This is a genomic window from Pseudomonas sp. M5, from assembly GCF_016907075.1.
Lineage (GTDB): Bacteria > Pseudomonadota > Gammaproteobacteria > Pseudomonadales > Pseudomonadaceae > Aquipseudomonas > Aquipseudomonas putida_E.
The window spans coordinates 270,838-294,096 of sequence record NZ_JAFBBH010000001.1 but is presented as its reverse complement, the minus strand read 5'-3'; the positions used below and the strand labels follow the sequence as shown (position 1 = coordinate 294,096).

Genomic DNA, 23,259 nt, shown 5'->3' with positions numbered 1-23,259 from the left:
CACCGCGGATATACTAAGCAGCGTCGTTGTATACAGGCATAACGGACTATGGCTACCCTGAGCTTCAGACACATCGAGATTTTTTGGGCATTGATGACCACCGGCAGTGCTACTGCTGCTGCTGCGCTACTTCACACTTCACAGCCCACGGTCAGCCGTGAGCTGGGCCGACTGGAACAAATCACGCGCCTTCAATTATTCAAACGCACCAACTCCAAGCTGGTGCCCACTGAGCAGGCATTCATGCTGTTCGATGAGGTCGAGCGGGCTTATTTTGGCCTTGAACGCATTAGCAAAGCGGCCGAAACCATTCGACACCACAGGCAAGGCCAGATCGCCCTGGTTACGTTGCCCGCATTCTCCCAGGCAGTGCTCCCTGTGGTCTGCAAGCGTTTTTTGGATCTTTACCCGGATGTGGCGGTGACCATTACCCCTCAAGACGCCCCGCTGCTCAACGAATGGATCAGCTCACAGCGTTACGACCTCGGGCTGATAGAAGATACCCAGGCACCTGGTGGAGCTGAACTCGAACAGATTTTCGACGCGGATGTGGTGTGCATCTTGCCAGTTGGTCACCCGCTGGAGGCGCATGCAGTCATACCAGCCGAAGCCTTTGAGGATGAGATATTCGTTTCTTTGGCGGCTAGCGACCCTTACCGTACGCATATCGACAATTATTTCAAAGCCCGCGGTGTCAAACGCCGTCTGCTGGTCGAAACACACAGCGCGGCAGCAATATGCGCGACAGTGGCACAGGGTCTGGGAGTTGCGATCATCAACCCGTTGACGGCCCTGACTTATGCCAAACTAGGCCTGCAACTACGCCGGGTCGACCTGTCGATCCCATACACACTTTGTGCCGCACGCCCACTGCACCGACCGTACTCAGCCTTGGTAGATAATTTCATCCAGTCGCTACGCGATTGCTGCCAGCAGTTGGAGCAGCAGTTGCAGGAGGCCCTCCAACTGCCAGCGGCTAACGGGCAAAGCGCTCACGACTGAAGGTCGGAACCTGTATGGCTAACGACTGGCCTGCCACTGCGCGGGCCAGGCAACCGCCCAATGCCGGCGCAAACTTAAAGCCATGCCCGGAACAGGCCGAGACATAGAACACACCTGGAAGCTCCTTGGATTCGCTTAATATGAATGCTTCGTCCGGGGTCAGGGTGTATACGCACTTGCGTGAAGAATAGGGGCGAGATATGAGATCGGGGAACACCCGATCTACGCACGCTGAAATTTCAGCGATTAGCGCTTCGCTAGCCGGCTCCAATTGCGTGTGCGGATCCAGCGAGGACTGCTGGTGATTATGGAATCCAATCTTAATGCCCGGCTCGGCACTATCGATTTGCGGCGTGCCGTATAACAGGCGACCATCCTCGAGTTCGTAGAGAAACGCCGGGAAATTCGCAAATCGTTGCTCAGTACCTGGTTTGAACGCACACCAGTAAATCGGCACGCTGCGAGGGCGCAATAGCCCGGCGAGGTCGGGAATCAGAGCGCTTGCCAAACCGGCGCCGGTCGCCAACACCATTTTTTGCGTGCGCACCAATTGACCGTCGGCCAGGCGCAGTACGAGTCCACCCTCGGCACTGGTTATTTCCTGCACTTGGCTGCCGAAGCGCATTTCTGCTCCATGAGCCACAGCCTGATTCAGCATTTGCAGCCGCGCATCGTCCGCGGCGATGGTAAAAGCTCCCTCCTCAAATACCGCTTCCATGTGCTCATCGGCACGAAACATGGGAAATCTAGCCTCGACCTCAGCAGCGGTCAGACGCTGATGAGCAATGCCGCCGGCCTTCGCGGTCGCCACGCTGCCCGAAACCACACCTGAACGAATCGGGCCAATGAACAGCCCTCCACTGTGGTGTAGCAACGGTCGGTGACAGCTCGCTTGTAGTTCGCGCCACCCCCGATCTGCTTCTGCCAGCAAGGGCAAATAGTCTGAACCTTCCCAATAGGCCTGGCGGAAAATCCGTGAGCCACCGTAGGAGCTTCCATGCAGGTTGATTGGCGCGCCGGCCTCGAGGCCAAGAACACCTTGCTGCTGCTGAGCCAAGCGCCACAGCGTGGCGCTACCAACAACTCCCAGTCCGACGACCACTGCACTATAGGTTTGAAGCATCTTCAACAACTCCTTTTGTCTTGATGAAAACTGTACTGAGCAACGGCTCGAGTATTACAAGCAGCATGGCTAAGGCGATCAGCGAAAACGCCAGTAATGCGCCACTGGAAGGCATCTGGTCATAGAAAAACAGAGCGACGAAGAATTGAGTCAGAGGTAGCACGAACTGCATCAGCCCCATGATGCTGAGGGGCAACCGCCGAGCGGCGAACGAAAAGAGGGCCAGCGGCAACAGCGATACTGCACCGCAAAGCAGGAGAAGCCCCTTATCACCAGCGCCCAAGGCTGCGATGCCTTCCAGTGGAGTGCTCACCCAGATGATCAGCGGCACCAGTAACACACCCAGCACGAGCGATTCGAGGAACAGTCCCGACCACGGCGGCAGCCGGGCCAACTTCTTGAGCCAGGTATAACCGCCCCAGGTCACTCCAATGACCAAGAACACCCGGCTATCCAGACCACCCGTTTCGAAAAGCAAGTAGATAACGCTGCCTACTACCAGTGCCAATGACAATACGCGTGGCAATGACAACCGCTCGCGGTACAACAGCAAGCCCAGCGAGATCCCCAGAACCGGCGCGATCAGATACCCCAGGCCACTTTCCAGCACATGTCCATGGATCGAAGCCCAAATGAACGTACCCCAGTTAGCAGCAACCAGCAGCGCCGCCGAACCATGCAGGAAAATGTCGCGTCGCGTCAGGCCGCGCAGCAAGGGTGCCAACTCCCTACGCACGGCAAGTAGCAACGTGACACACAGCAACGACATCAACACTCTGCAGCCGAGTAGCGCCAACGCCGGTAACGCCGCAAGGGCCTTCCAGTAGAGTGACGAGAGCCCCAGTAGACAATTGGACGCTAGCGCAGCAGACAATCCCGCAGCCGCGGCGAAGGTTTTCCCGGCCATTGTGGTCACTCGTCTAGTGGCGTGAAAGAGAACTCAATGATCTCATAGGACCAGAACAGCACGCCGGAATCGTCAAAACGGCAATGCGCCCGACCCTGGCTAGTCCAACGCCCGATCTCCTCATGCAACAGGCCCTGGAGAGCACGCCATTGCTCGGTATACAGTACAAGGGGGATTTCGTGGCGCTCGAGCAACGACCAATCGATCTTGAACCGCTCCTCATGCGTGTCATAAAGGTCTCGCATCACACCGGCAATGTCGACCAGCGAATTGAGGCCGATGATCAACTTGCCTCCAGGCTTCAGGTAACTCGGCACCCGTTCGAAAAATCTGCGCAAGGTCTGTTCGCCGTAGAACATTGCTTCCAGCGCCAGCCCTTGGGCAGCCTCAGTGCGCTGTAATGCGTTGAGGAAGGCGGCTGAGGGAGTCTGCCATCCTGGCGGGTTGAACAGGATCACATCGAATCCGCCCCCTGCAGGGAGGACAGCCTCGAACAGATCGCCATGCACGAATTCGATGCATGATTCGCCCTGGTTAACCAGTTCATTGGCCCGAGCCGCTTGAACAGCTTCCAGAGAGATGTCACTGGCCGTGACATTGCGCATGCCCAACTGACGCAGGAGCAAGGCATGCACGCCACTCCCAGTCCCCAGATCGAGAAAGCGGGCATCCCTATTACGCCCCCCAAAACGCCTCGCGATTAATGACCCGAAAGCTTCTCCTGCGGGGCTCACTCTAAACACCTTGGGGTCGTCGATCAGCGTTATCCGCTGGCCCATGCCGAAATACAAGTTATAGCCAGCAAGGTCTGTATGGACACTCCCCGGTGCGGTCAGAATTGTCATGCTTCATCCTCCCGAATCATTCACCCAATTCTGCGGAGCGCCTGGCTGCAGCATCCAGCGCAGTATTGACCAGACCTTTGAAGCCAGCTGCATCCAAGGCACCGATAGCTCGTTCGGTGGTGCCACCCGCAGTTTGCACTTCGCGGCAGATCTGGTTGGCTGGCTTGCCGCTAGCTCGGATCAACGCGGCAGTGCCACTAAGCAACTGCAGGGCAACGACCGCTGCCTGTTCGATATCCAGCCCCGTGCGAAGCCCGTAATCCTGTAGCGCATCGACGAAGTGGGCGACCAACGCTGGCCCACCGCCGGCTAAAGCAGTTCCCGTGTCGATCTGCCACTCCTCTTTGACCCTCAGAGATATACCGATAACGTCGAAAATCTGCCGCGCATTATCGATCAGACCCGTGCTGGCGTCCGACGGTGCGTAGTACATCGTGACTCCTTGGGCCACCTCAGAAGGAGTATTGGGGATAGCTCGCACGACAGAGTCATGACCCAGTAGGCGTACTAGTCTGGCATGGGTGATACCTGCCATCACCGAAACCACCGGGCCGCGATGACGGGAAAGCATCGGGTTTCCGGCTAAAGCGCTTTCGAACTGTTGTGGAGGCACGGCTAAAACCACGCAGTCCTGTGGTGCCAGCGTTTGAATCTGCGTAGAAACATCAAACCCTTGCTCTCGCCAGTAACTCATGCGCTGTGTATCGGTTTCGACTACACGCAAGTTAGCGGTGCTTTTGAAATAATCCTTCAAACCGAGCAGGATTGCCCCGCCCATATGGCCAGCACCTACCATGTAGATATTTTTCATATAATTCCCTTTTATGAATTCAACGAGAGACTAAAGCTACTCTACAGCTGGCGCACCAGTATTGGATCTGAGGCGGCCGCAGCTGAACATAATCGGTATGGGAAAAACCTGTCAATATATATCAAATTCAAATAGGGCGCTTATGATTTGATATCACCAAGCAACCGTGCACAACGATAAACCTACTTAGATTTAACCGTTTGGTCCGAGGCTGCCGAAGTGTAAGAGAGCCAGTTCCCCAAAATGCCGGAGGCGACCAAGTTAGCTCACCGGCATTCTCCAGCGTATCGACCACAACAAGGCCGCCAAGTTGCAGGAAGAAGACCTGCGCTTGAAAGTTCGACCAGGGACTAAACTGGCCCTGCTGGAGCTGATGGAGTGGGCCGGCATCGAGGAACAGGGCGAGGCGATGACGCTGATGATTCATCACCTGCATGGGCTTGGCCCTAGCGGCTCGATTCCACTGCTGACACCTCCGCGCCACGAAATCACGGTATCGCCGGCTGTGGCGCGAAAGCTCAATTCTGCTCGAGCATTGCAAGAAAAGAGGTCATTGCTTACTCAGGAAGTTGATTAGCTGAGCGCCTATTTGGGTAGTCCTTGAAGCAAGCATACCAACCCTAGACATGGTGCCCCCCATGCTGCCCGTGTTGACCAAACCGCGCTGGTAAAGGTCTTTCCATATCGATCGATACAACTCGTCTTGCCCTTTAAGCTCCGGTAATGCAAATTCGGCGACAGAAGAGAGTCCCCCCATCCCCCAGTTCGGCAAGGTCAAATTCTGGTTCTTACACCATAGTTCTGGGTCATGGAACAGATGAAGCAAGCGGATGTGGGTTACTGTGCATACGTCAACGAAATTGAGAAATAGTTGCCGGTAGTCATCCGCTGGACATCTAGGAAGCGCCGAGTTTCTCACTGCGTTGCGGAGCGCTTCGAGCTTTTCCTCCTGATGATTGCGAAGAGATATGGCACATGCTTCAGCGACAGTGCTCACAAACACCTCGTTTTCCTGAAGGCCCTTTTCCGTTACCACGCCATCATCGATCAGCTGATTAATGATTTCACCGATTTGAATCATCGTCTCGGTTTTGCGTTTGTTAAGCGGGGTTTCCAGAACGGACCCGAAAAGCTCAAGCAAAGGGCAGCCTGCCACTGGAACTAGACCGATCCCAAGTCTCGCGACGCGGTGGAGCTTATCCGCATCGCTTTCCATAGCCGGATCGAGCGCATTCAAATCAACCTTTTGCATAATCGCTCCTCGCTATTCGGCCCCATGCCGGTGACCCGTAATCCCCCATCCCAAACCAAATTGCCACCATGCCGCCACCAGCACGTAGGGCGGCGCATGCATGGAGAAAACCATGAGCAACTACAACTGTGACTACGTTCGCCGCCATTACGACGTACCGGCCGAGATCGGACGTCGCGTCATCATCGCCAACGGCGAGCCGGGAGTGATCATGGCCTACCGCGGCCATTACATCGGCGTCATCCTCGACAGTGACCCGAAGAAGCGCATTCGCAACTACCACCCAACTTGGGAGATGCAGTACGGCGAGATGGCCGAAACGCTGCCGCTCAAACAGTGGGAGGTGCTCACAAACGGCACGTACGACTGGGATGACGTCAGGTACATGCTTGGCGATGCCCGCCATTACGTGCAGCGCGTGTGGGCGGCGACACGCAGTCAGGCCAAGTACAGGGTGTACCAGGAACTGGCCGAGTGCTTCAACGACGACGCCACCGCCATGCTGAGTTTCAAAGTTCGCGCTGCCGCTTGACCCTCCGGCGCCGCCCGCCAAAGCCTCCCGCACAAACAAAACCGCCGCCTTGAGTTCGGCGGCGTTGAGACCCTACGGAAGCCTTCGGCTCACGGTACGTAACCCTTGCTCTTGCTCCGGTCGGTAGGGCCACCCATATCAAAAAAGTCCTTGGACTTCTGCTCTTCGATTTTGGCCTGTTTCTCAGCTTCGGACTCGAAGCAGCCACTGAGTGACAGCGCAGTAACGGCGACAAGCATGGCGCTAATGATTGTGCGTTTCATGAGGTTCCTTCCTGTGAAATGGCCGGGCGTTATACTAAAGATCGATGCGCGCCGCAAAACCTGACACCACGTGCTGCCCGCCAGCGCCTCAACTCTTGTCGTGAAGCCCGGGAGGCCAAGCGCTCATGAACCACATGATTCCGGGAATCAACACGTAGATCCAGTGGTTGCCAGGGTATAAGCAGATCCCAACAGCCCAGATTGCAAGCAACGCTCCGCCCGCTCTCCTCCTGCGCTTCGGCGTGAACCACGCCTGAAACGCCTTATGACTTTCCCGCAACTTCATTACCACTCTCCTTGTTTGGTAAGCGGCGAAGCATATCACTGGGCTGCCGCATTCACCCAGACGGCGCTGCCCGCCAGCGCCTTCCCCTCCCCCGGGATTAACCTGTATCAAACCTCATTCCTGCTTAGCTTTTCGCATATCTTCCGGGGGACTGTACGCCAAACGATTCTCGCTTAATCGGTGAAAAGGCGATCGCTTCATCCAAGGGAGCGCGCTATAGAAAGCAACCAGCAGTAAAGCCCAGCAGACAAGGCAAAAGATCGATCCTTCGCTCTTGCTCAAAGGAAGTTCAAAAGCAATTGCCACCACCGCGAACATCATGCTGGCAAAAAATAAGCAGGTGGCCATGGCATTGACGAAGAAATTTAGCCTGTACCAATGACCTGGAATTAGTTCCAGTGGTCCCATGGCAAATAGTGCAATTCCGAGCGGCATGGAAAACGTGACCAATGACGTAGATGGCTCTCCGTACCGCAGGAAAACTATCCAAATCGCGAGCCCTGCGAATGATGCAGTTCGTGTTTTCGTCGCCGCTAATCGTGAGCCAAACGCTCTGACTGGTTCCCACGGCCCCATCACAGCTCTCCCTGCCTAGTAAGCGTCAAAGCATAACACTCCTATTCAACGAATCACGCCACCCCGGCGAGGAACGCCTATGTCTCCGTACCGCCTGCACGGCAAGACCGTCCTGAGCTTTTCAGGCGGCCGCACCAGCGCCTACATGCTGCGCCAGGTGCTCGACCACAACGATGATCTGAGCGACCTGCTCGTGCTTTTCGCCAACACCGGCAAGGAGCACCCCGCAACCCTGGAGTTCGTCCGTGAGTGTGCTGAGCGCTGGGCGGTACCGATCACCTGGTTAGAATATCGCGACGATGAGTTGGGCTTTGCCGTGGTGGACTTCGACACCTGCAGCCGGGACGACGAACCGTTCGAGGCACTCATCCGCAAGCGCAAGTACCTGCAGAACCCGGTAACCAGGTTCTGCACCATCGACCTGAAGATTCGGATCATCCATAAGTACCTGCGCAGCCTGGGCCCGTCGACGGAGGAGGAGCCGGTAGACATGATGACCGGAATCCGCGCCGACGAACCGCGCAGGGTCGTGAAGATCCGGAATAGGGGCAGCACCAGCGAGAGCAAGCACGCCACGATGATCATGCCTCTGGCGGATGCCGGCGCCGGCGTTCAGGACCTGACCGCCTTCTGGGCTGTCCAGCCATTCGACCTGATGCTGCCCACCTTCAACGGCCGGACGCTGGAGGGCAATTGTTACCTTTGCTTCCTCAAGCCACTGAACCAGGTCTACTTGATCATTGCCAGCGACCGCAGCCGCGGTAACGGATGAAAAACCCCTGTTTGGCCACAAGTCCGGCAAGCGCGAAAGGACGCACTGGATCACCTTCATGAAGCGCCACGCTTCAGCCTAACCCCTGCCCCTACTACTTAAGCCCGCCGACATGCGTGGGCGAGGATGTCCCGTGTCCGATATCACAGTGAAGTGCTCCCGGTGCCGCAACCAGCACAAGGAGAGCGAGCGCGTGCTTGCGCCCTGCAAGTGGCTCAAAGGCGCCAGCACCATGGTGTGCCAACGCTGTAAGTGCACCAGCTACTACATCGTCAGCCCTGCGCCAGCAGCCTGACCACCAACCTGCCGCCACCGGCGGCGTGGAGACCTACATGGCAAACGCCAGCGCGGCACCGGCCGCACGCATTCAGCCGCGCATCATCCGCGCAGGCGATGCACCCCAATACCTCGGCATGTGCCGATCTGAATTCAACAAGACCGTCAGGCCGCATGTGAGCGAGTTTCCCATCGGGGAGCGCGGCATCGGCTTTGACCGAGAAGAACTGGACGCCTGGGTGAACGACTACATCCAGGCCATGGCAATTGCGAAAGAAGGCGCTCAGGGACGACAATCACCCGGCAGCGAGCGCCCATCAGGAGATAAGGGATGGCGCGAAAGACAATCACAGGCCTTTCCCAAAGGAACGGCATCTGGCACATCGACAAGAGGATCAACGGCGAGAGACTTTACGAAAGCACTGGAGTTGGTGACCGGGCAGAAGCAGAAAAGTACCTGATTCACCGCCTGGAGCAGATCCGCCAGCGCAAGGTCTATGGCGTTCGATAGGTTCGGACGTTTCGGGAGGCAGCCACCAGGTATCTGCTCGAGCACAAAGATCAGCCGTCTATCAAGCTGACCGCCCTGTGCCTGCAACAGCTCGACCCATACCTGGGTGATTTGCCTCTGACACATATCGACGACCAGGCACTGGCCCCGTTCATTCGGGACCGGCAGACGGACGAAGACTTGCCGAATGGGAAAGTGAGGAAGGCCGTCAGCAACCGGACGGTGAACATCGCAATCGAGCGGGTGATTCGCGTGCTGTCGCTGGCTTGCCGGAAATGGCGGGATGAAGAGCGCAGGCCCTGGCTCGACAGCATTCCGCTGCTGGCCAAGCTGGAGGAGAAGAGATCCAGTCGAAAGCCCTACCCTATGTCGTGGGATGAGCAATCGATTCTCTTCGGGGAGTTGCCGGACCACCTACAGCGAATGGCCCTGTTCAAGGTGAACACGGGCTGCCGGGAGCAGGAGGTCTGCAAACTGAGGTGGGATTGGGAGATCTCGGTGCCCGAGTTGGGCACCAGCGTGTTCCTGATACCTGCCGACTTCGGTGGCCGGCACGAGAACTCAGGCGTGAAAAACCGGGACGATCGTCTGGTGGTGCTGAACAGCGTGGCCAAGTCGATCATCGACGGGCAGCGAGGGATCAGCCGGGAGTGGGTGTTCCCGTACAACGGTACCGGAATGCACAGGATGAACGACTCGGCTTGGAAGAAAGCGAGGGTGCGCGCAGCAAAGCTCTGGCAGGAGCAACACTTGCGGCCGGCACACCCCGGGTTCGCTTCCATTCGCGTGCATGATCTCAAACACACTTTCGGCAGGCGCCTGAAAGCAGCGGGTGTAACAGAGGAAGATCGGAAGTCGCTTCTTGGCCACAAAAACGGAAGTGTAACCAGTCACTATTCTGGCGCGGAGCTGGGGCAGTTGAGAGAGGCGGCAAACAAAGTTTCAGCGACGGACTCGCGTGGGCCGGTGCTGACAATTCTGAAGAGGAGACAGGCGTAAAAACCTGAGAAGTCACGCAAAAGTCACGCACATGAAAAAGGCCACTCCTTGCGGAAATGGCCTAAGTCATTGGGATTATTGGTCGGGACGGAGTGATTCGAACACTCGACCCCTTGCACCCCATGCAAGTGCGCTACCGGGCTGCGCTACGCCCCGACTACATTCTCATAACATCTGAGAACGATGAGAAATCTACCCTAACCTTTTGATAAATGAAAGCTTTTTTTAAAAAATTTCCATTCATCGGCTCAAGCTCACTTCTTCAACACCACCAGCACATCCTCCAACTCAACAATCATCTGCCGAATCAGCTGCTTGTACTGGCTTGACTCATCCTTCACCTCATCACTGGAGAGCCGCAACCGCGCCCCGCCAATGGTGAACCCCTGGTCATAAAGCAGCGCGCGAATCTGGCGGATCATCAGCACGTCTTGGCGCTGGTAATACCGCCGATTGCCCCGCCGCTTCACGGGGTTGAGCTGAGGGAACTCCTGCTCCCAATACCGCAGCACGTGTGGCTTTACGGCACACAACTCGCTGACTTCACCAATGGTGAAGTAGCGTTTGCCCGGTATGGGGGGCAGTTCGTCGTTATGGCTTGGTTCCAGCATAGGCCTCAACCCGGGCCTTCAACTTCTGCCCTGGACGAAAGGTGACGACGCGCCGTGCGGTGATCGGGATCTCTTCCCCTGTTTTGGGGTTGCGGCCCGGCCGCTGGCGTTTGTCGCGAAGGTCGAAGTTGCCGAAACCGGACAACTTGACCTGCTCGTTCTCTTCAAGTGCGTGCCGAATTTCTTCAAAAAACAGCTCGACCAACTCCTTGGCCTCACGCTTGTTAAGCCCCAGCTCCTCGTACAGCCTTTCGGCCATCTCAGCTTTCGTCAGAGCACCCATGCCGTTATTTCCTTAACGTGGTGTTCAACCTTTGTTCAAGCGAGGTGAGGATGTTTTGCAGGGTAGTGTTCACCTCATCGTCGTTAAGAGTGCGCGATGGATGCTGCCAGGTCAAGCCGACGGCCAGGCTTTTTCTATCAGGATCAATACCTTTACCCTGGTAGACGTCAAACAGCCTGAGGTCTGTGAGCCATTCGCCTGCATTGTCACGAATTACTTCAAGCACGGCGCTGGCGGCCACGTCGCGGCCAGCGATCAGGGCCAGGTCGCGACGGGTTTCCGGGAACTTGGAGAGTTCGCTGAATTTCGGCAGGCGGCCTTCGACCACATCACCCAACACCAGCTCGAAGACGTACACCGGGCGGTCCAGGCCCAGGGCCTTGGCAACTTCCGGGTGCAGGGCGCCGAGGTAGCCGACTTCCTTGCCGTCGCGCTGGATGACAGCGGTCTGGCCTGGGTGCAGGGCGGGGTGTTTGCCGGCGGCGAAGGTGAAGTCGCTCAGGGCGCCCGAGTAGCCCAGCAGGGCTTCGACGTCTGCTTTCACGTCGAAGAAGTCGATGCTGTCACGGCCGTTGGCCCAGCCTTCTGGCAGGCGGCTGCCGGTGACAACGCCGGCGATCATGGGCTGCTGCTTCAGGTCACCCAACTGGCCGACGAAGCGCAGGCCGCTTTCGAACAGGCGCACGCGGTCTTGCTGGCGGTTGAGGTTGTGCTGCATGGCTTTGACCAAGCCCGGCCACAGCGAGGCGCGCATGGCGGCCATGTCGCTGGAGATGGGGTTGGCCAGCAGCAGCGGCTCTACGTCTGGGGTGAACAGCTCGAACAGCTTCGGGTCGATGAAGCTGTAGGTGATGGCTTCCTGGTAGCCGCGGGCGACCAGCAGGCGGCGCAGGTTGGGCAGCTCACCGCGGGTTTCCGGGTTGGCCTTGGGCGCCAGGCGCGCTTGTGGGTAACGCACAGGCAGGCTGTTGTAGCCGTACAGGCGGGCCAGCTCTTCGATCAGGTCGACTTCCAGGCTGATGTCGAAGCGGTGGCTTGGCACCTTGACGGTCCACTCCCCTGCCCCGTTGGCCGTGGTGGTCAGCTCCAGGGCGTTGAGCATCTGCTCGACCTGGGCGGCCTGCAGCTCCATGCCGAGCATCTGGGTGATGCGTTCGGCGCGCAGGGTCACCGGGGCGACTTGCGGCAGGTGCTGTTCGCTGACGGCTTCGATGATGGGGCCGGCTTCGCCGCCGACAATTTCCAGCACCAGTGCGGTAGCGCGCTCCATGGCTTCGCGGGCCAGTTGCGAGTCGACGCCGCGCTCGTAGCGGTGCGAGGCGTCGGTGTGCAGGCCGTAGGAACGGGCCTTGCCGGCAACGGCGATCGGCTCGAAGAAGGCGCTTTCGAGGAACAGGTCGCGGGTTTTTTCGGTGTTGACGCCGCTGTGCTCGCCACCCATCACGCCGGCAATGGCCAGGGCGCGGGTGTGGTCGGCGATGACCAGGGTGTCGGCGCGCAGGGCGACTTCCTGGCCGTCGAGCAGCACCAGCTTCTCGCCCTCTTCGGCCATGCGTACGCGGATGCCGCCGTTGATTTCGGCGAGGTCGAAGGCGTGCATCGGCTGGCCGAGTTCGAGCATCACGTAGTTGGTGATGTCGACGGCGGCGTCGATGCTGCGCACGTCGCTGCGGCGAAGGCGTTCAACCATCCACAGCGGGGTGGGCTTGCTGAGGTCGACGTTGCGGATGACGCGGCCCAGGTAGCGTGGGCACACGGCCGGGGCGCTGACTTCGACCGGGCGCACTTCGTCGTGGGCAGCCGGTACGGCCGGTACCACCGGGCGGGTGACCGGGACGTTGTACAGGGCGCTGACGTCGCGGGCCAGGCCAGCCAGCGATAGGCAGTCACCGCGGTTGGGGGTCAGGCCGATTTCGATGCTGGCGTCGTCCAGGTTCAGGTACTGGCGAATGTCTTCGCCTACCGGGGCGTCGGCAGCCAGTTCGAGCAGGCCGTCGTTTTCTTCGCTGATCTGCAGCTCTGCTGCCGAGCACAGCATGCCGAACGACTCGACGCCGCGCAGCTTGGCCTTCTTGATCTTGAAGTCGCCCGGCAGTTCGGCGCCGATCATGGCGAACGGGATTTTGATGCCCTGGCGCGCATTGGGGGCGCCGCAGACGACCTGGAAGGTTTCCTGGCCGTTGCTGACCTGGCAGACGCGCAGTTTGTCGGCGTCAGGGTGTTGTTCGGTGGCGAGGATTTCGCCCACGACGATGCCGCTGAACTGGCCGGCAGCGGGGGTTACGCTGTCGACTTCAAGGCCGGCCATGGAAAGGCGGGCGACCAGTTCGTCACGGGAGACTTGCGGGTTTACCCAACCGCGCAGCCACTGTTCACTGAATTTCATGCTGTTCTCCTGAAAGTTGCGTCGATTGGGCCTAGCGGAATTGGGCTAAGAACCGCAGGTCGTTGTCGAAGAACAGACGCAAATCGTTGACGCCGTAGCGCAGCATGGCCAGGCGCTCGGCGCCCATGCCGAAGGCGAAGCCCTGGAATTCTTCAGGGTCGATGCCGGACATGCGCAGCACGTCCGGGTGCACCATGCCGCAGCCCAGCACTTCCAGCCAGCCGGTTTGCTTGCACACGCGGCAGCCTTGGCCGGAACACATCACGCACTGGATATCGACTTCGGCGGACGGCTCGGTGAAGGGGAAGAACGACGGGCGGAAGCGCACGGCCAGTTCTTTTTCGAAGAACACGCGCAGGAACTCTTCGATGGTGCCCTTGAGGTCGGCAAAGTTGATGTCGCGATCGATCAGCAGGCCTTCGACCTGGTGGAACATCGGCGAGTGGGTGATATCCGAGTCGCAGCGGTAAACGCGGCCCGGGCACACAATGCGGATTGGCGGCTGGGTGGACTCCATGGTCCGCACCTGCACCGGCGAGGTGTGGGTGCGCAGCAGCATGTTGGCATTGAAGTAGAAGGTGTCGTGCATCGCCCGGGCTGGGTGGTGGCCGGGGATGTTGAGCGCTTCGAAGTTGTGGTAGTCGTCTTCGACCTCGGGGCCTTCGGCGATGCCGTAGCCGATATGGGTGAAGAACTGCTCGATGCGTTCGAGGGTACGGGTGATCGGGTGCAGGCCACCGGTGGCCTGGCCACGGCCTGGCAGGGTCACATCAATGCATTCGGCGGCCAGGCGAGCGCTGAGTTCGGCTTCTTCAAAGGCTGCCTTGCGTGCGTTGAGCACTTCGGTGACGCGCTCTTTGGCGTCATTGATCAGCGCGCCGACTTTCGGGCGCTCTTCGGCTGGCAGGTTGCCCAGGGTCTTCATCACCTGGGTCAGTTCGCCTTTTTTGCCAAGATACTGAACCCGGATCTGTTCCAGGGCATTGATGTCTTCAGCGCGCTCCACGGCCTCAAGGGCTTGGGAGACCAGCGCGTCCAGGTTTTCCATGTACAGACTCCAGATACGAAAATAGGGGAAGAGCTTTGAAGGCTCTTCCCCTATCGATGACGTTTTACACCCGACAGCGCAGAACGCTGCCGGATGATTGTCGTGGGTACTTAAGCCAGAACGGCTTTAGCTTTCTCGACAATTGCAGCAAACGCCGCTTTTTCGTTCACTGCCAGGTCAGCCAGAACCTTACGGTCGATTTCGATCGACGCCTTTTTCAGGCCAGCAATCAGACGGCTGTAAGACAGACCGTTGGTGCGGGCACCGGCGTTGATACGAGCGATCCACAGTGCGCGGAACTGACGCTTCTTCTGGCGACGGTCGCGGTAGGCGTATTGGCCTGCCTTGATGACTGCCTGCTTGGCTACGCGGAATACGCGCGAGCGTGCACCGTAGTAACCTTTAGCCAGCTTCAGAATTTTTTTGTGACGCTTACGAGCGATAACGCCGCGCTTTACACGAGCCATGAGTAACTTCCTCTATCTTTGACCAGAATTAACGAACGCGCAGCATGCGCGCGACTTTCGCGACGTCAGACGGGTGCAGCAAGCTGCTACCACGCAGTTGACGCTTACGCTTGGTCGACATTTTGGTCAGGATGTGGCTCTTGAAAGCGTGCTTGTGCTTGAAGCCGGTAGCGGTCTTCAGGAAGCGCTTTGCAGCACCGCTCTTGGTTTTCATTTTTGGCATGTTGGAACTCCGCATTCGATAAAATTACACATAATCATCAGGCCTGCCGTGCCCGGGAGATTACTTCTTTTTCTTGGGGGCGATGACCATCATAAGCTGGCGTCCTTCCATCTTCGGATGCTGCTCAACGGTGCCGTATTCGGCGAGGTCAGCTTCAACCCGCTTCAACAGCTCCATGCCCAGCTCCTGGTGGGCCATCTCACGACCACGGAATCTCAGAGAGATCTTGGCCTTGTCCCCATCGGTAAGGAAACGTACCAGGTTGCGTAGTTTTACCTGGTAATCCCCATCCTCCGTCCCTGGACGAAACTTGATTTCTTTGATCTGGATCTGCTTCTGGTTTTTCTTGGCTTCGTTAGCCTGCTTCTTCTTTTCGAAGAGGTGCTTGCCGTAGTCCATGACCTTGCAGACAGGCGGTAACGCGTCTGCAGAGATTTCAACCAGGTCCAGCTTCGCTTCATCAGCGATACGCAGCGCTTCATCAATCGAGACGATGCCAACCTGCTCGCCGTCTGCGCCAATTAACCGAACCTCGCGGGCCGAGATATTCTCGTTGATCGGGGCCTTCGGTGCAGCACGTTTATCGTTTCTCATTTCACGCTTAATAGTCATTACTCCGATTCTTGGCGACCACGCCGGGAAACCGCATGTGTCAGAAGCTCAACGAACTGGGCGACGGGCATGGAGCCCAGGTCTGCACCTTCGCGAGTACGCACAGCGACGGTTTGCGTTTCGACTTCGCGGTCCCCTATAACCAAAAGGTACGGGACCTTGAGCAAAGTATGCTCGCGGATTTTAAAGCCGATCTTCTCATTTCTCAAGTCCGACTTGGCACGGAAACCGCTACCGTTCAGAGATTTCTCAACCTGAAGGGCGAAATCGGCCTGTTTGTCGGTGATGTTCATGATCACGGCCTGGGTCGGTGCCAGCCACGCCGGGAACACGCCGGCATAGTGCTCGATGAGCATGCCGATGAAGCGTTCGAACGAGCCGAGGATGGCGCGGTGCAGCATCACCGGGCGCTTGCGCGCGTTGTCTTCGGCGATGTAGCTGGCGTCCAGGCGCTCTGGCAGGTTCGGGTCGTACTGCAGGGTACCACACTGCCAGTTACGGCCCAGGCAGTCGCGCAGGGTGAATTCGATTTTCGGGCCGTAGAAGGCACCTTCACCTGGCTGGTATTCCCATTCCAGGCCGGATTCGTTCAGGGCGTCGGCCAGTGCACCTTCGGCGCGGTCCCACAGCTCTTCGGAACCCACGCGCTTGGCGGGGCGGGTGGAGAGCTTCATGGCGACGTCGGTGAAACCGAAGTCCTTGTACACGTCCAGGGTCAGCTTGATGAAGTCGGCGGCTTCTTTCTTCACCTGGTCTTCGGTGCAGAAGATGTGCGCGTCGTCCTGCACGAAGCCACGTACGCGCATGATGCCGTGCAGGGCGCCGGACGGCTCGTTACGGTGGCAGGCACCGAATTCGGCCAGGCGTAGTGGCAGGTCGCGGTACGACTTCAGGCCCTGGTTGAACACCTGCACGTGGCACGGGCAGTTCATCGGCTTGACCGCGTAATCACGGCTTTCCGACGAAGTGGTGAACATGTTTTCGGCGTAGTTGGACCAGTGGCCGGAACGCTCCCAGAGGATGCGGTCGACGACTTGCGGGGTCTTGATTTCCGAGTAGCCGTTTTCGCGCTGGACCTGGCGCATGTACTGCTCGAGCACCTGGTAGACGGTCCAGCCGTTGGCGTGCCAGAACACCATGCCCGGCGCTTCTTCCTGCAGGTGGAACAGGTCGAGCTGCTTGCCGATCTTGCGGTGGTCGCGTTTTTCGGCTTCTTCGATGCGCTGGATGTAGGCAGCCAGCTGCTTCTTGTCAGCCCAGGCGGTACCGTACACGCGCTGCAGCTGCTCGTTCTTGGCATCGCCACGCCAGTAGGCGCCGGACAGCTTGGTCAGCTTGAATGCCTTGAGGAAACGGGTGTTCGGCACGTGCGGGCCACGGCACATGTCGACGTATTCTTCGTGGTAGTACAGGCCCATGGCCTGCTCGTCGGGCATGTCCTCGACCAGGCGCAGCTTGTAGTCTTCGCCACGGGCCTTGAACACGTCGATGACTTCGGCGCGCGGGGTCATCTTCTTGATGACGTCGTAGTCTTTTTCGATCAGCTGCTGCATGCGCTTTTCGATGGCGACCAAGTCTTCAGGGGTGAAGGGGCGCTCGTAGGCGATGTCGTAATAGAAGCCTTCGTCGATGACCGGGCCGATGACCATCTTGGCGGTCGGGTACAGCTGTTTCACTGCGTGGCCTACAAGGTGGGCGCACGAGTGACGGATGATCTCCAGTCCCTCTTCATCTTTAGGGGTGATGATCTGCAGGGTGGCGTCGTGGGTGATCAGCTCGCAGGCGTCGACCAGCTTGCCGTCGACTTTGCCGGCAACGGTGGCCTTGGCCAGGCCGGCACCGATCGAAGCGGCGACATCGGCTACGGATACCGCGTGATCGAACGCGCGTTGACTGCCATCGGGAAGAGTAATAGTGGGCATGGCGCCTCCTCTCCTAGTGGTGACCCCTACCAAAGGTCACATGGGTTGGGATGAGCCAGTACAAGATCCGACCTGCCTTCCTTGAAGGAAGCCTGCCTCACAGTGGCAGGAGCCTTTCGGCTTGCCAGGGGGACCTGAGTGACTGGAAAGTAAAAAGATAGTTGCACGCTGCACGTGTGCAGGTGCAAGCCGGGCATGCTAGCACGGGGGTTGCATGGCAGCGCAGAAATATTTGGAAATTACGCGGTAGCGGTGAACTTACACGGAAAATTTCCTATCAGACTTTGGGAAGCAACCTACTCTTGATGAGACCTTAACCCAAGGAGTGTCTGGTTATGCGAGTTCCGTCTCTTCTGGCCCTGGCGGCCGCTGGCGCCCTGCTGCTGCCCATGGCAGCCACCGCTGGCAACTTCCCTGCCGGCAAGGAGGGTGCCTACATGACGCAATGCAAACAGGTGGCGCAAGGTCAAGGTGTCGACGCTGCAACTGCAGACAAGCATTGTTCGTGCGGCGCGCAAGCCATCAAAGATAATTTCACTGATAAGGAGATCGAAGACCTGGACAGCAATGACGGCGTTGACGCCAAGCTGATGCAGAAGGCACAGACCGTCGTGCAAGCGGCCTGCAAGCCGAAATGAGCCATGCGCAGAGGGCTTTCCGGGCTTTATTTGCCCTGGATCAGCATCCTGCGAAGGTAAAAGACGCTACAGGCGCAGAATTAGACTATTATGGTGTCCGTGCTCCGTAGCCTCGGCCACATTGCACCACTGAAAATTAAATGTTCTGGAGATTCACCCATGTCCAATCGCCAACAAGGCACCGTCAAATGGTTCAATGATGAGAAAGGCTACGGCTTCATCACCCCAGCAGGCGGCGGCGACGACCTGTTCGTTCACTTCAAAGCCATCGAATCCGACGGCTTCAAGAGCCTGAAAGAAGGCCAGACTGTTTCCTTCGTTGCCGAAAAAGGCCAGAAGGGTATGCAGGCTGCGCAGGTTCGTCCGGAGTAATTCGGATAGCTGTAAAAAAACCCGCCCTTGTGGCGGGTTTTTTTATGGGCGTTTGCCAGGGCAGCATACGCCTGCCCTTCGTAGGAGCGGCCTTGTGTCGCGAAAGGGCCGCAAAGCGGCCCCAGGCATTTCATGCGGCGGAGCTAGAAACCTGGGGCCGCTTCGCAGCCCTTTCGCGACACAAGGCCGCTCCTACGGGGGGGCGTGCCGTATTTGGAGCTGCATTATCGCCGACAGATGAGAAGGCTGAGGCTTCATCAATAGATGCATGGGCATTTACCAGGGCAGCACAGGCCTGCACCTCGTAGGGGCTGCATCAACCGCAGTTGACGCGTGTCACCTTGCCCTGCTCGTCCACATTCAGGTTGAGGCGCTCGGAGCGGTACTCCAGGGTCACCATGTCATGTGGCTTGAGAATACGGGCAATCTGTGAGCCACTGGCCTTGCGCGCCTGCTCGAGCAGGTCGGCACTGCCTTGCTTGCCAATGGCGAAATCGGCACCGCTGGCCTCGCAGCGCCCGTCGTTGCCTGCAGCTGCAGCCGGGGCGCTGCCGCCGCCAGAGCTGCCACCAGTGCTGCAACCAGCCAGCACAGCAGCGACCAGCAAGGTTGCCAGGGAAGCACGGGTACGGAACATGAATCCTCCTAAATAGATCTGGGAACTGCCTGTTCCGACAGTTCCACCCAGAATTCGTTGCAAAACCGCACAAGTCTGCCCGAACTCACCGCGCATGGCGAAAGGCAATCGTGACCGGATTTTGCACCACGCAGTTGGTTTGCTTGGGCAGGCTTTTTATTCTTAAGTCGAAGAGCCATTGACGCAAAGTGATGATTTACTTTAAGAAGTGCAGGCACAGTGCCTGCTGCGAACACCAGGGTCAGGTGTTCGCCCCTCCGCCACAGGCCCAAACGAGAGCCTTTCATGAGCCACCACAGCATCGACGCCGACATCAAGGTCAAATGGGCGGAGGGCCAGAGCGCCTACAGCCCCAGCACGCCAGAAGAGCTGGTATTGATCGCCCTGGACCTGCTTGTGCGCGACCTGGGCAGCGAGGCGGCGCGCAACTTCATCGACCAGGTGTTCGAGCGCTACGCACCGCACGCCGCTATTGCAATCGAGCCAGGCGCGCGCTGAGCAGGTCGAAAAAGCCCTGGGCATCGCCCTCGCCCACCCACATCACGTTGGCCGGCTGCTTGAGCACGCCGTACCAGTCGGCGACGGTCTGGCCGAAGGTCGGGCCCTCGCGGCTGTCGACGCTCATGTGGATGCGCCGCCCGCCGAACAGCTCGGGCTTGAGCAGATAAGCAATGACACTGGCGTCATGTACCGGGCCGCCGGGCATGGCGTACAAGTCCATATCGTGCTTGATGTACGCATTGAGGATGTCCACCACGCGCTTGCTGGCCTGGTTGTTCACGGCTGCCAGCTGCTTGAGGCGGGCGTCACTGGTGAGCAGTTTGTGGGTGACGTCCAGTGGCAGGTAGGTCAGTGGCACGCCACTGGCCAGCACCACCTCGGCAGCGTGCGGGTCGGCGTAGAGGTTGAATTCTGCCGCCGGGGTGATGTTGCCGCCGTTGAAGTGGGCGCCGCCCATCACCACCACCTCTTTGATGCCTTTGGCGATGTCCGGGCGCTGGATCAGAGCCAGGGCCAGGTTGGTCTGTGGGCCGAGCATGGCCACGGTGATGCTGCGGGGTTCGGCAGCGCCGAGCGTATCGACCAGGTACTGCACGGCATTGCCCGGGGCCAGGGGCTTTTTCGGTTCATGCACCGGGACACCGGTCAGGCCTTCTTCGCCATGCACTTCGGCAGCGTAGATGGGCGTGCGCACCAGCGGGCGCCCTGCCCCGGCGTACACCGGGATGTCTTCGCGGCCGGCCCACTCGCGGGCCAGGCGGGCGTTGCGCGAGGTTTTGTCGAGGCGCACGTTGCCGGCGACGGTGGTGATGGCGCGGATATTGAGTTCGTCCGGCGAGGCCATGGCCAGGAACAGTGCGACCACATCGTCGGCGCCGGGGTCGGTGTCGATGATCAGGTCGCGGGGTGCGGCCTGGAGCGTGGTGGTGGCGGCTGCGGCCATGAGGGCGAGTCCTTGTAGCAGAGGTTTGAGCATGGGGCACTCCTGTTGCCTTGGTGGTGAAGCGGTCGGGGCCGCTTGGCGGCCCATCGCCGGCAAGCCGCCCCCCACAGACTGGACTGGGAACTAGAAGGTTACGCCAGCTATGAGGGCGATGTTGCTGTAGGGCTGGCACTCGCCGGTACGCACCACGGCGCGCGCACTGCGCGACAACACCTTGAATTGCTCATGGCTCAGCCATTCACGCTTGCCGAGCTTGCCGCGCAGACGCTCGATCTCGACCAGGCCGGGCGGCACGACCTTCTGCATCTCTTCGGCCAGCACATGGCGCTCCACCTGCATCTCGCTGAGCACAGCGCGCAGCACGCTGGCGAAGTCGGGAATGCCCGGCGTCAAGGCCAGGTCGATCAGTTCGACCCCCGGCGGCACGGGCAACCCGGCATCGCCGATCACTAGGATATCGCCATGGCCCAGCCCGGCAATGGTGCGCGACAGGGCAATATTGAGCAGCGCGGTCTTTTTCATGGGGCCACCTCCGCCAGGGTCGGGATCGAAGGCTGTGCACCGGCGCGGGTGACGGACAGCGCCGCAGCGCGCTGGCCGAAGGTGATCGCTTCGCCCTCCTCCAGGCCGCGCACCAGCGCGGCTGCAAAACCGCCGACAAAGGTGTCGCCCGCTGCCGTGGTGTCGAGCGCTTTGACCTGCGGCGCCGGGAAGTGCCGGCTGCCATCTCGGCTGACGAACACCGCGCCCTGCGCACCAAGGGTGACGATGACCTTGCCGGCGCCCAGTTGCAGCAGGCGCTCGCCGGCACGGCGGGCGCTGGCCAGGTCGTTGACCGGCTTACCGGCCAGCGCCTCGGCCTCGCTTTCGTTGGGGATGAGGTAATCGATATGGGCGAACCACTGCGCGGGCAACGGGCCGGTGGCCGGGGCCGGGTTGAGGATCACCGTCTTGCCCAGCTCACGCCCCCTCGCCAAGGCCCAGGCCACGGTGTCGGCAGGCACTTCGAGCTGGCAGATGATCACCTCGGCAGCCTGCAGCAGCGCGTCGAAACGCTGCACGCTTGCCGGGGTAAGCTGGCCGTTGCCGCCGGGGATGATGACGATGCAGTTCTGGCTGGCGGCATCCACGGTAATCAGCGCCACCCCACTGGAGACGCCTGGGCACTCGCTCACCGCCTGGCAATCGATACCCTCCACTTCCAGGGCCTGGCGCAACTGCTGGCCGTAGGCGTCAGCGCCGACGTTGCCGATCATGGCCACGCTTGCGCCCAGGCGTGCTGCGGCCACCGCCTGGTTGGCGCCCTTGCCCCCCGGCACGGTGAAAAAGCTTTCGCCGGCCAATGTTTCGCCTGCACGTGGCAGCCGCTCGGCGCGGGCCACCAGGTCCATGTTGAGGCTACCGACCACCACTACCTTGGCACTCATGGGCATTCCTTAGCGGTAATCATTGAACAGGTCCGGGCGCGGCCCGGTGGACTCGCGCAGCACGATGCGCGGGGCGACGATGCGTTGCTCTGCGCCATCGCGGCGGGGCGTAGCGATACGTGACAGCAACAGCGCCGCTGCACTTTCGCCGAGCTCGCGGATCGACTGGCCGACGGTGGTCAGCGGTGGGTACACGTAGCGGCTCAGCTCGATGTCGTCGAAGCCGATCACCGACAGCTCGCCCGGCACGTTGATGTTGCGCTCGGCAGCCGCACGCAGCACGCCGAAGCCGATCATGTCGTTGCCGGCGAAAATCGCCGTGGGCCGCTGGCCGTCGAGCAGCTGCGCGGCCGCCGCATGGCCGCCTGGGCTGGTGAAGTCGCATTGCAGGATGTGCGCCCCCTGCACGGCTACCTGCGCCTCGGCCATGGCGCGGTGGAAGCCGGCCAGGCGCAGCTGGCTGACCCCGGTCGCAGCCGGGCCGCCGATATAGGCGATGTCGCGATGGCCAAGCTCCAGCAGGTGCTGGGTGGCCAGGTACGCGCCCTGCTCGTGGTCGATGCGCACCAGGTCGGCGTCCACGCCTTCCAGCGCGCGGTCGACGATGACCATCGGCGTGCGCACGCAGGCCAGGCTCTGCAGCAGGTCGCTGTCCTCGCCCACCGACGCCACCACCAGGCCGTCGATGCGTTTTTCCAGCAGCACGCGCAGGTAGCTGCGTTGCTTCTGCGGGTTGTCATCGGAGTTGCACAGGATCACGCAATAGCCGTTGCGCTCGCAGGCATCTTCAATGCCGCGCGCCAGCTCGGCAAAGTAGGGGTTGACGCTGTTGGGCACCAGCAGCCCGATGGTGGCCGTCGTGCGTGCCTTGAGCGAACGCGCCACGGCGCTGGGCACGTAGTCGAGCTCGACGATGGCCGCTTCGACCTTCAGCCGCACCTGTTCGCTGACCGGGCGGGTCTTGTTCAGTACATGGGACACTGTGGTGTAGGAAATGCCCGCGAGTGCCGCGACGTCTTTGATGGTTGCCATGT

General features: G+C 59.6%; 27 protein-coding genes, 1 tRNA gene and 3 pseudogenes. 10 read left to right on the top strand and 21 right to left on the bottom strand.

Going from position 1 to position 23,259, the window contains the following annotated elements; all coding sequences use genetic code 11:
- The first annotated feature begins 48 nt into the window (after window positions 1-48).
- Window positions 49-1,002: a LysR family transcriptional regulator gene (locus JOE27_RS01380; RefSeq protein ID WP_196997924.1), complete on the top strand. Its 954-nt coding sequence runs from the start codon at window positions 49-51 to the stop codon at window positions 1,000-1,002.
- Here the strand turns inward: JOE27_RS01380 and solA are convergent.
- From solA to JOE27_RS01360, 4 genes are read right to left on the bottom strand one after another with little or no spacing between them, the layout of a single operon-like run.
- Window positions 977-2,125: an N-methyl-L-tryptophan oxidase gene (solA, locus tag JOE27_RS01375; RefSeq protein ID WP_196997923.1), complete on the bottom strand. Its 1,149-nt coding sequence runs from the start codon at window positions 2,123-2,125 to the stop codon at window positions 977-979. The two genes, JOE27_RS01380 and solA, sit on opposite strands and share 26 nt — an antisense overlap.
- Window positions 2,109-3,032, bottom strand: a complete 924-nt coding sequence (locus tag JOE27_RS01370; RefSeq protein WP_204917632.1) for a hypothetical protein — start codon at window positions 3,030-3,032, stop codon at window positions 2,109-2,111. The genes solA and JOE27_RS01370 overlap by 17 nt, the downstream gene beginning before the upstream one ends.
- 5 nt (window positions 3,033-3,037) lie before the next feature.
- Window positions 3,038-3,877: a class I SAM-dependent methyltransferase gene (locus tag JOE27_RS01365; protein ID WP_196997921.1), complete on the bottom strand. Its 840-nt coding sequence runs from the start codon at window positions 3,875-3,877 to the stop codon at window positions 3,038-3,040.
- A gap of 16 nt (window positions 3,878-3,893) precedes the next feature.
- A complete protein-coding gene (locus tag JOE27_RS01360) occupies window positions 3,894-4,688 on the bottom strand; it encodes a pyrroline-5-carboxylate reductase (RefSeq protein ID WP_204917630.1) in 795 nt (264 codons plus the stop codon).
- 274 nt (window positions 4,689-4,962) lie between these two features.
- Between JOE27_RS01360 and JOE27_RS01355 the strand changes: the two genes are divergently transcribed.
- On the top strand, window positions 4,963-5,265 hold the full coding sequence (locus JOE27_RS01355) for a hypothetical protein (protein ID WP_204920604.1): 303 nt from the start codon (window positions 4,963-4,965) through the stop codon (window positions 5,263-5,265).
- Here JOE27_RS01355 and JOE27_RS01350 read toward each other — a convergent pair.
- Window positions 5,239-5,940, bottom strand: a complete 702-nt coding sequence (locus JOE27_RS01350) for a hypothetical protein (protein ID WP_204917627.1) — start codon at window positions 5,938-5,940, stop codon at window positions 5,239-5,241. The two genes, JOE27_RS01355 and JOE27_RS01350, sit on opposite strands and share 27 nt — an antisense overlap.
- A 112-nt stretch (window positions 5,941-6,052) precedes the next feature.
- Between JOE27_RS01350 and JOE27_RS01345 the strand changes: the two genes are divergently transcribed.
- A complete protein-coding gene (locus tag JOE27_RS01345; protein WP_196997917.1) occupies window positions 6,053-6,472 on the top strand; it encodes a hypothetical protein in 420 nt (139 codons plus the stop codon).
- A gap of 89 nt (window positions 6,473-6,561) precedes the next feature.
- On the opposite strand, the gene JOE27_RS01340 is transcribed toward JOE27_RS01345, so the two are convergent.
- Together JOE27_RS01340 and JOE27_RS01335 are read right to left on the bottom strand one after the other, a co-directional pair.
- The gene (locus JOE27_RS01340; protein ID WP_196997916.1) at window positions 6,562-6,735 is read right to left on the bottom strand and encodes a hypothetical protein; all 174 of its coding nucleotides are present in this window, start codon (window positions 6,733-6,735) and stop codon (window positions 6,562-6,564) included.
- Window positions 6,736-7,135: 400 nt separating this feature from the next.
- Window positions 7,136-7,456, bottom strand: coding sequence for a hypothetical protein (locus tag JOE27_RS01335; RefSeq protein WP_196997915.1), 321 nt, complete (start codon window positions 7,454-7,456; stop codon window positions 7,136-7,138).
- Window positions 7,457-7,676: 220 nt separating this feature from the next.
- Here JOE27_RS01335 and JOE27_RS01330 point away from each other — a divergent pair.
- The 4 genes and pseudogenes from JOE27_RS01330 to JOE27_RS24960 form a co-directional block, all read left to right on the top strand.
- Window positions 7,677-8,354: pseudogene (locus JOE27_RS01330) on the top strand (phosphoadenosine phosphosulfate reductase family protein); the annotation flags it as partial.
- Window position 8,355: 1 nt separating this feature from the next.
- Window positions 8,356-8,451, top strand: a pseudogene (locus JOE27_RS24740) (SAM-dependent methyltransferase); the annotation flags it as partial.
- Between the two features lie 250 nt (window positions 8,452-8,701).
- Window positions 8,702-9,106 (top strand): hypothetical protein, encoded by a 405-nt coding sequence (locus JOE27_RS24735; protein ID WP_239539270.1) that lies wholly within the window; start codon window positions 8,702-8,704, stop codon window positions 9,104-9,106.
- A pseudogene (locus JOE27_RS24960) lies at window positions 8,992-10,155 on the top strand (tyrosine-type recombinase/integrase). Before JOE27_RS24735 ends, JOE27_RS24960 begins: the two are co-directional and overlap by 115 nt.
- A 79-nt stretch (window positions 10,156-10,234) precedes the next feature.
- Here the strand turns inward: JOE27_RS24960 and JOE27_RS01320 are convergent.
- The 9 genes from JOE27_RS01320 to thrS form a co-directional block, all read right to left on the bottom strand.
- Window positions 10,235-10,311 (bottom strand) — tRNA-Pro (locus JOE27_RS01320).
- A 98-nt stretch (window positions 10,312-10,409) separates the two neighbouring features.
- Window positions 10,410-10,766 carry a MerR family transcriptional regulator gene (locus JOE27_RS01315; RefSeq protein ID WP_008100384.1) on the bottom strand — a complete coding sequence of 119 codons (357 nt, stop codon included), beginning with the start codon at window positions 10,764-10,766 and terminating at the stop codon, window positions 10,410-10,412.
- Entirely contained in the window at window positions 10,747-11,049 is a 303-nt protein-coding gene (gene ihfA / locus JOE27_RS01310) for an integration host factor subunit alpha (RefSeq protein ID WP_003250679.1), read from the bottom strand. Before ihfA ends, JOE27_RS01315 begins: the two co-directional genes overlap by 20 nt.
- 4 nt (window positions 11,050-11,053) lie before the next feature.
- The gene (gene pheT, locus JOE27_RS01305) at window positions 11,054-13,435 is read right to left on the bottom strand and encodes a phenylalanine--tRNA ligase subunit beta (RefSeq protein ID WP_204917623.1); all 2,382 of its coding nucleotides are present in this window, start codon (window positions 13,433-13,435) and stop codon (window positions 11,054-11,056) included.
- Between the two features lie 31 nt (window positions 13,436-13,466).
- The gene (gene pheS, locus JOE27_RS01300; RefSeq protein WP_046787172.1) at window positions 13,467-14,483 is read right to left on the bottom strand and encodes a phenylalanine--tRNA ligase subunit alpha; all 1,017 of its coding nucleotides are present in this window, start codon (window positions 14,481-14,483) and stop codon (window positions 13,467-13,469) included.
- 110 nt (window positions 14,484-14,593) lie between these two features.
- The gene (gene rplT / locus JOE27_RS01295) at window positions 14,594-14,950 is read right to left on the bottom strand and encodes a 50S ribosomal protein L20 (RefSeq protein WP_003250671.1); all 357 of its coding nucleotides are present in this window, start codon (window positions 14,948-14,950) and stop codon (window positions 14,594-14,596) included.
- Window positions 14,951-14,978: 28 nt separating this feature from the next.
- Complete coding sequence (gene rpmI, locus JOE27_RS01290; protein WP_012313865.1) at window positions 14,979-15,173, bottom strand: 50S ribosomal protein L35; 195 nt, start codon at window positions 15,171-15,173, stop codon at window positions 14,979-14,981.
- 60 nt (window positions 15,174-15,233) lie between these two features.
- Window positions 15,234-15,785, bottom strand: coding sequence for a translation initiation factor IF-3 (gene infC, locus JOE27_RS01285; protein ID WP_174141673.1), 552 nt, complete (start codon window positions 15,783-15,785; stop codon window positions 15,234-15,236).
- Entirely contained in the window at window positions 15,785-17,707 is a 1,923-nt protein-coding gene (gene thrS, locus JOE27_RS01280) for a threonine--tRNA ligase (RefSeq protein ID WP_046787173.1), read from the bottom strand. The genes infC and thrS overlap by 1 nt, the downstream gene beginning before the upstream one ends.
- A gap of 335 nt (window positions 17,708-18,042) precedes the next feature.
- On the opposite strand from thrS, the gene JOE27_RS01275 reads away from it, so the two are divergent.
- Together JOE27_RS01275 and JOE27_RS01270 are read left to right on the top strand one after the other, a co-directional pair.
- Window positions 18,043-18,345, top strand: a complete 303-nt coding sequence (locus JOE27_RS01275; RefSeq protein WP_115275249.1) for a hypothetical protein — start codon at window positions 18,043-18,045, stop codon at window positions 18,343-18,345.
- 159 nt (window positions 18,346-18,504) lie between these two features.
- Window positions 18,505-18,717: a cold-shock protein gene (locus JOE27_RS01270; RefSeq protein WP_012313861.1), complete on the top strand. Its 213-nt coding sequence runs from the start codon at window positions 18,505-18,507 to the stop codon at window positions 18,715-18,717.
- A gap of 316 nt (window positions 18,718-19,033) precedes the next feature.
- On the opposite strand, the gene JOE27_RS01265 is transcribed toward JOE27_RS01270, so the two are convergent.
- The gene (locus JOE27_RS01265) at window positions 19,034-19,354 is read right to left on the bottom strand and encodes an I78 family peptidase inhibitor (protein ID WP_046787175.1); all 321 of its coding nucleotides are present in this window, start codon (window positions 19,352-19,354) and stop codon (window positions 19,034-19,036) included.
- Between the two features lie 285 nt (window positions 19,355-19,639).
- On the opposite strand from JOE27_RS01265, the gene JOE27_RS01260 reads away from it, so the two are divergent.
- Window positions 19,640-19,852 carry a hypothetical protein gene (locus JOE27_RS01260; RefSeq protein ID WP_012313859.1) on the top strand — a complete coding sequence of 71 codons (213 nt, stop codon included), beginning with the start codon at window positions 19,640-19,642 and terminating at the stop codon, window positions 19,850-19,852.
- On the opposite strand, the gene JOE27_RS01255 is transcribed toward JOE27_RS01260, so the two are convergent.
- The 4 genes from JOE27_RS01255 to JOE27_RS01240 all read right to left on the bottom strand — a co-directional run bounded on the left by JOE27_RS01255 (window position 19,824) and on the right by JOE27_RS01240 (window position 23,257).
- Window positions 19,824-20,831, bottom strand: coding sequence for a nucleoside hydrolase (locus JOE27_RS01255; protein ID WP_115275253.1), 1,008 nt, complete (start codon window positions 20,829-20,831; stop codon window positions 19,824-19,826). The genes JOE27_RS01260 and JOE27_RS01255 overlap by 29 nt on opposite strands.
- A gap of 90 nt (window positions 20,832-20,921) precedes the next feature.
- On the bottom strand, window positions 20,922-21,320 hold the full coding sequence (gene rbsD, locus JOE27_RS01250) for a D-ribose pyranase (protein ID WP_012313857.1): 399 nt from the start codon (window positions 21,318-21,320) through the stop codon (window positions 20,922-20,924).
- The gene (gene rbsK / locus JOE27_RS01245) at window positions 21,317-22,225 is read right to left on the bottom strand and encodes a ribokinase (RefSeq protein WP_204917621.1); all 909 of its coding nucleotides are present in this window, start codon (window positions 22,223-22,225) and stop codon (window positions 21,317-21,319) included. The genes rbsD and rbsK overlap by 4 nt, the downstream gene beginning before the upstream one ends.
- A gap of 9 nt (window positions 22,226-22,234) precedes the next feature.
- The gene (locus JOE27_RS01240; protein ID WP_125923344.1) at window positions 22,235-23,257 is read right to left on the bottom strand and encodes a LacI family DNA-binding transcriptional regulator; all 1,023 of its coding nucleotides are present in this window, start codon (window positions 23,255-23,257) and stop codon (window positions 22,235-22,237) included.
- Window positions 23,258-23,259 lie beyond the last annotated feature (2 nt).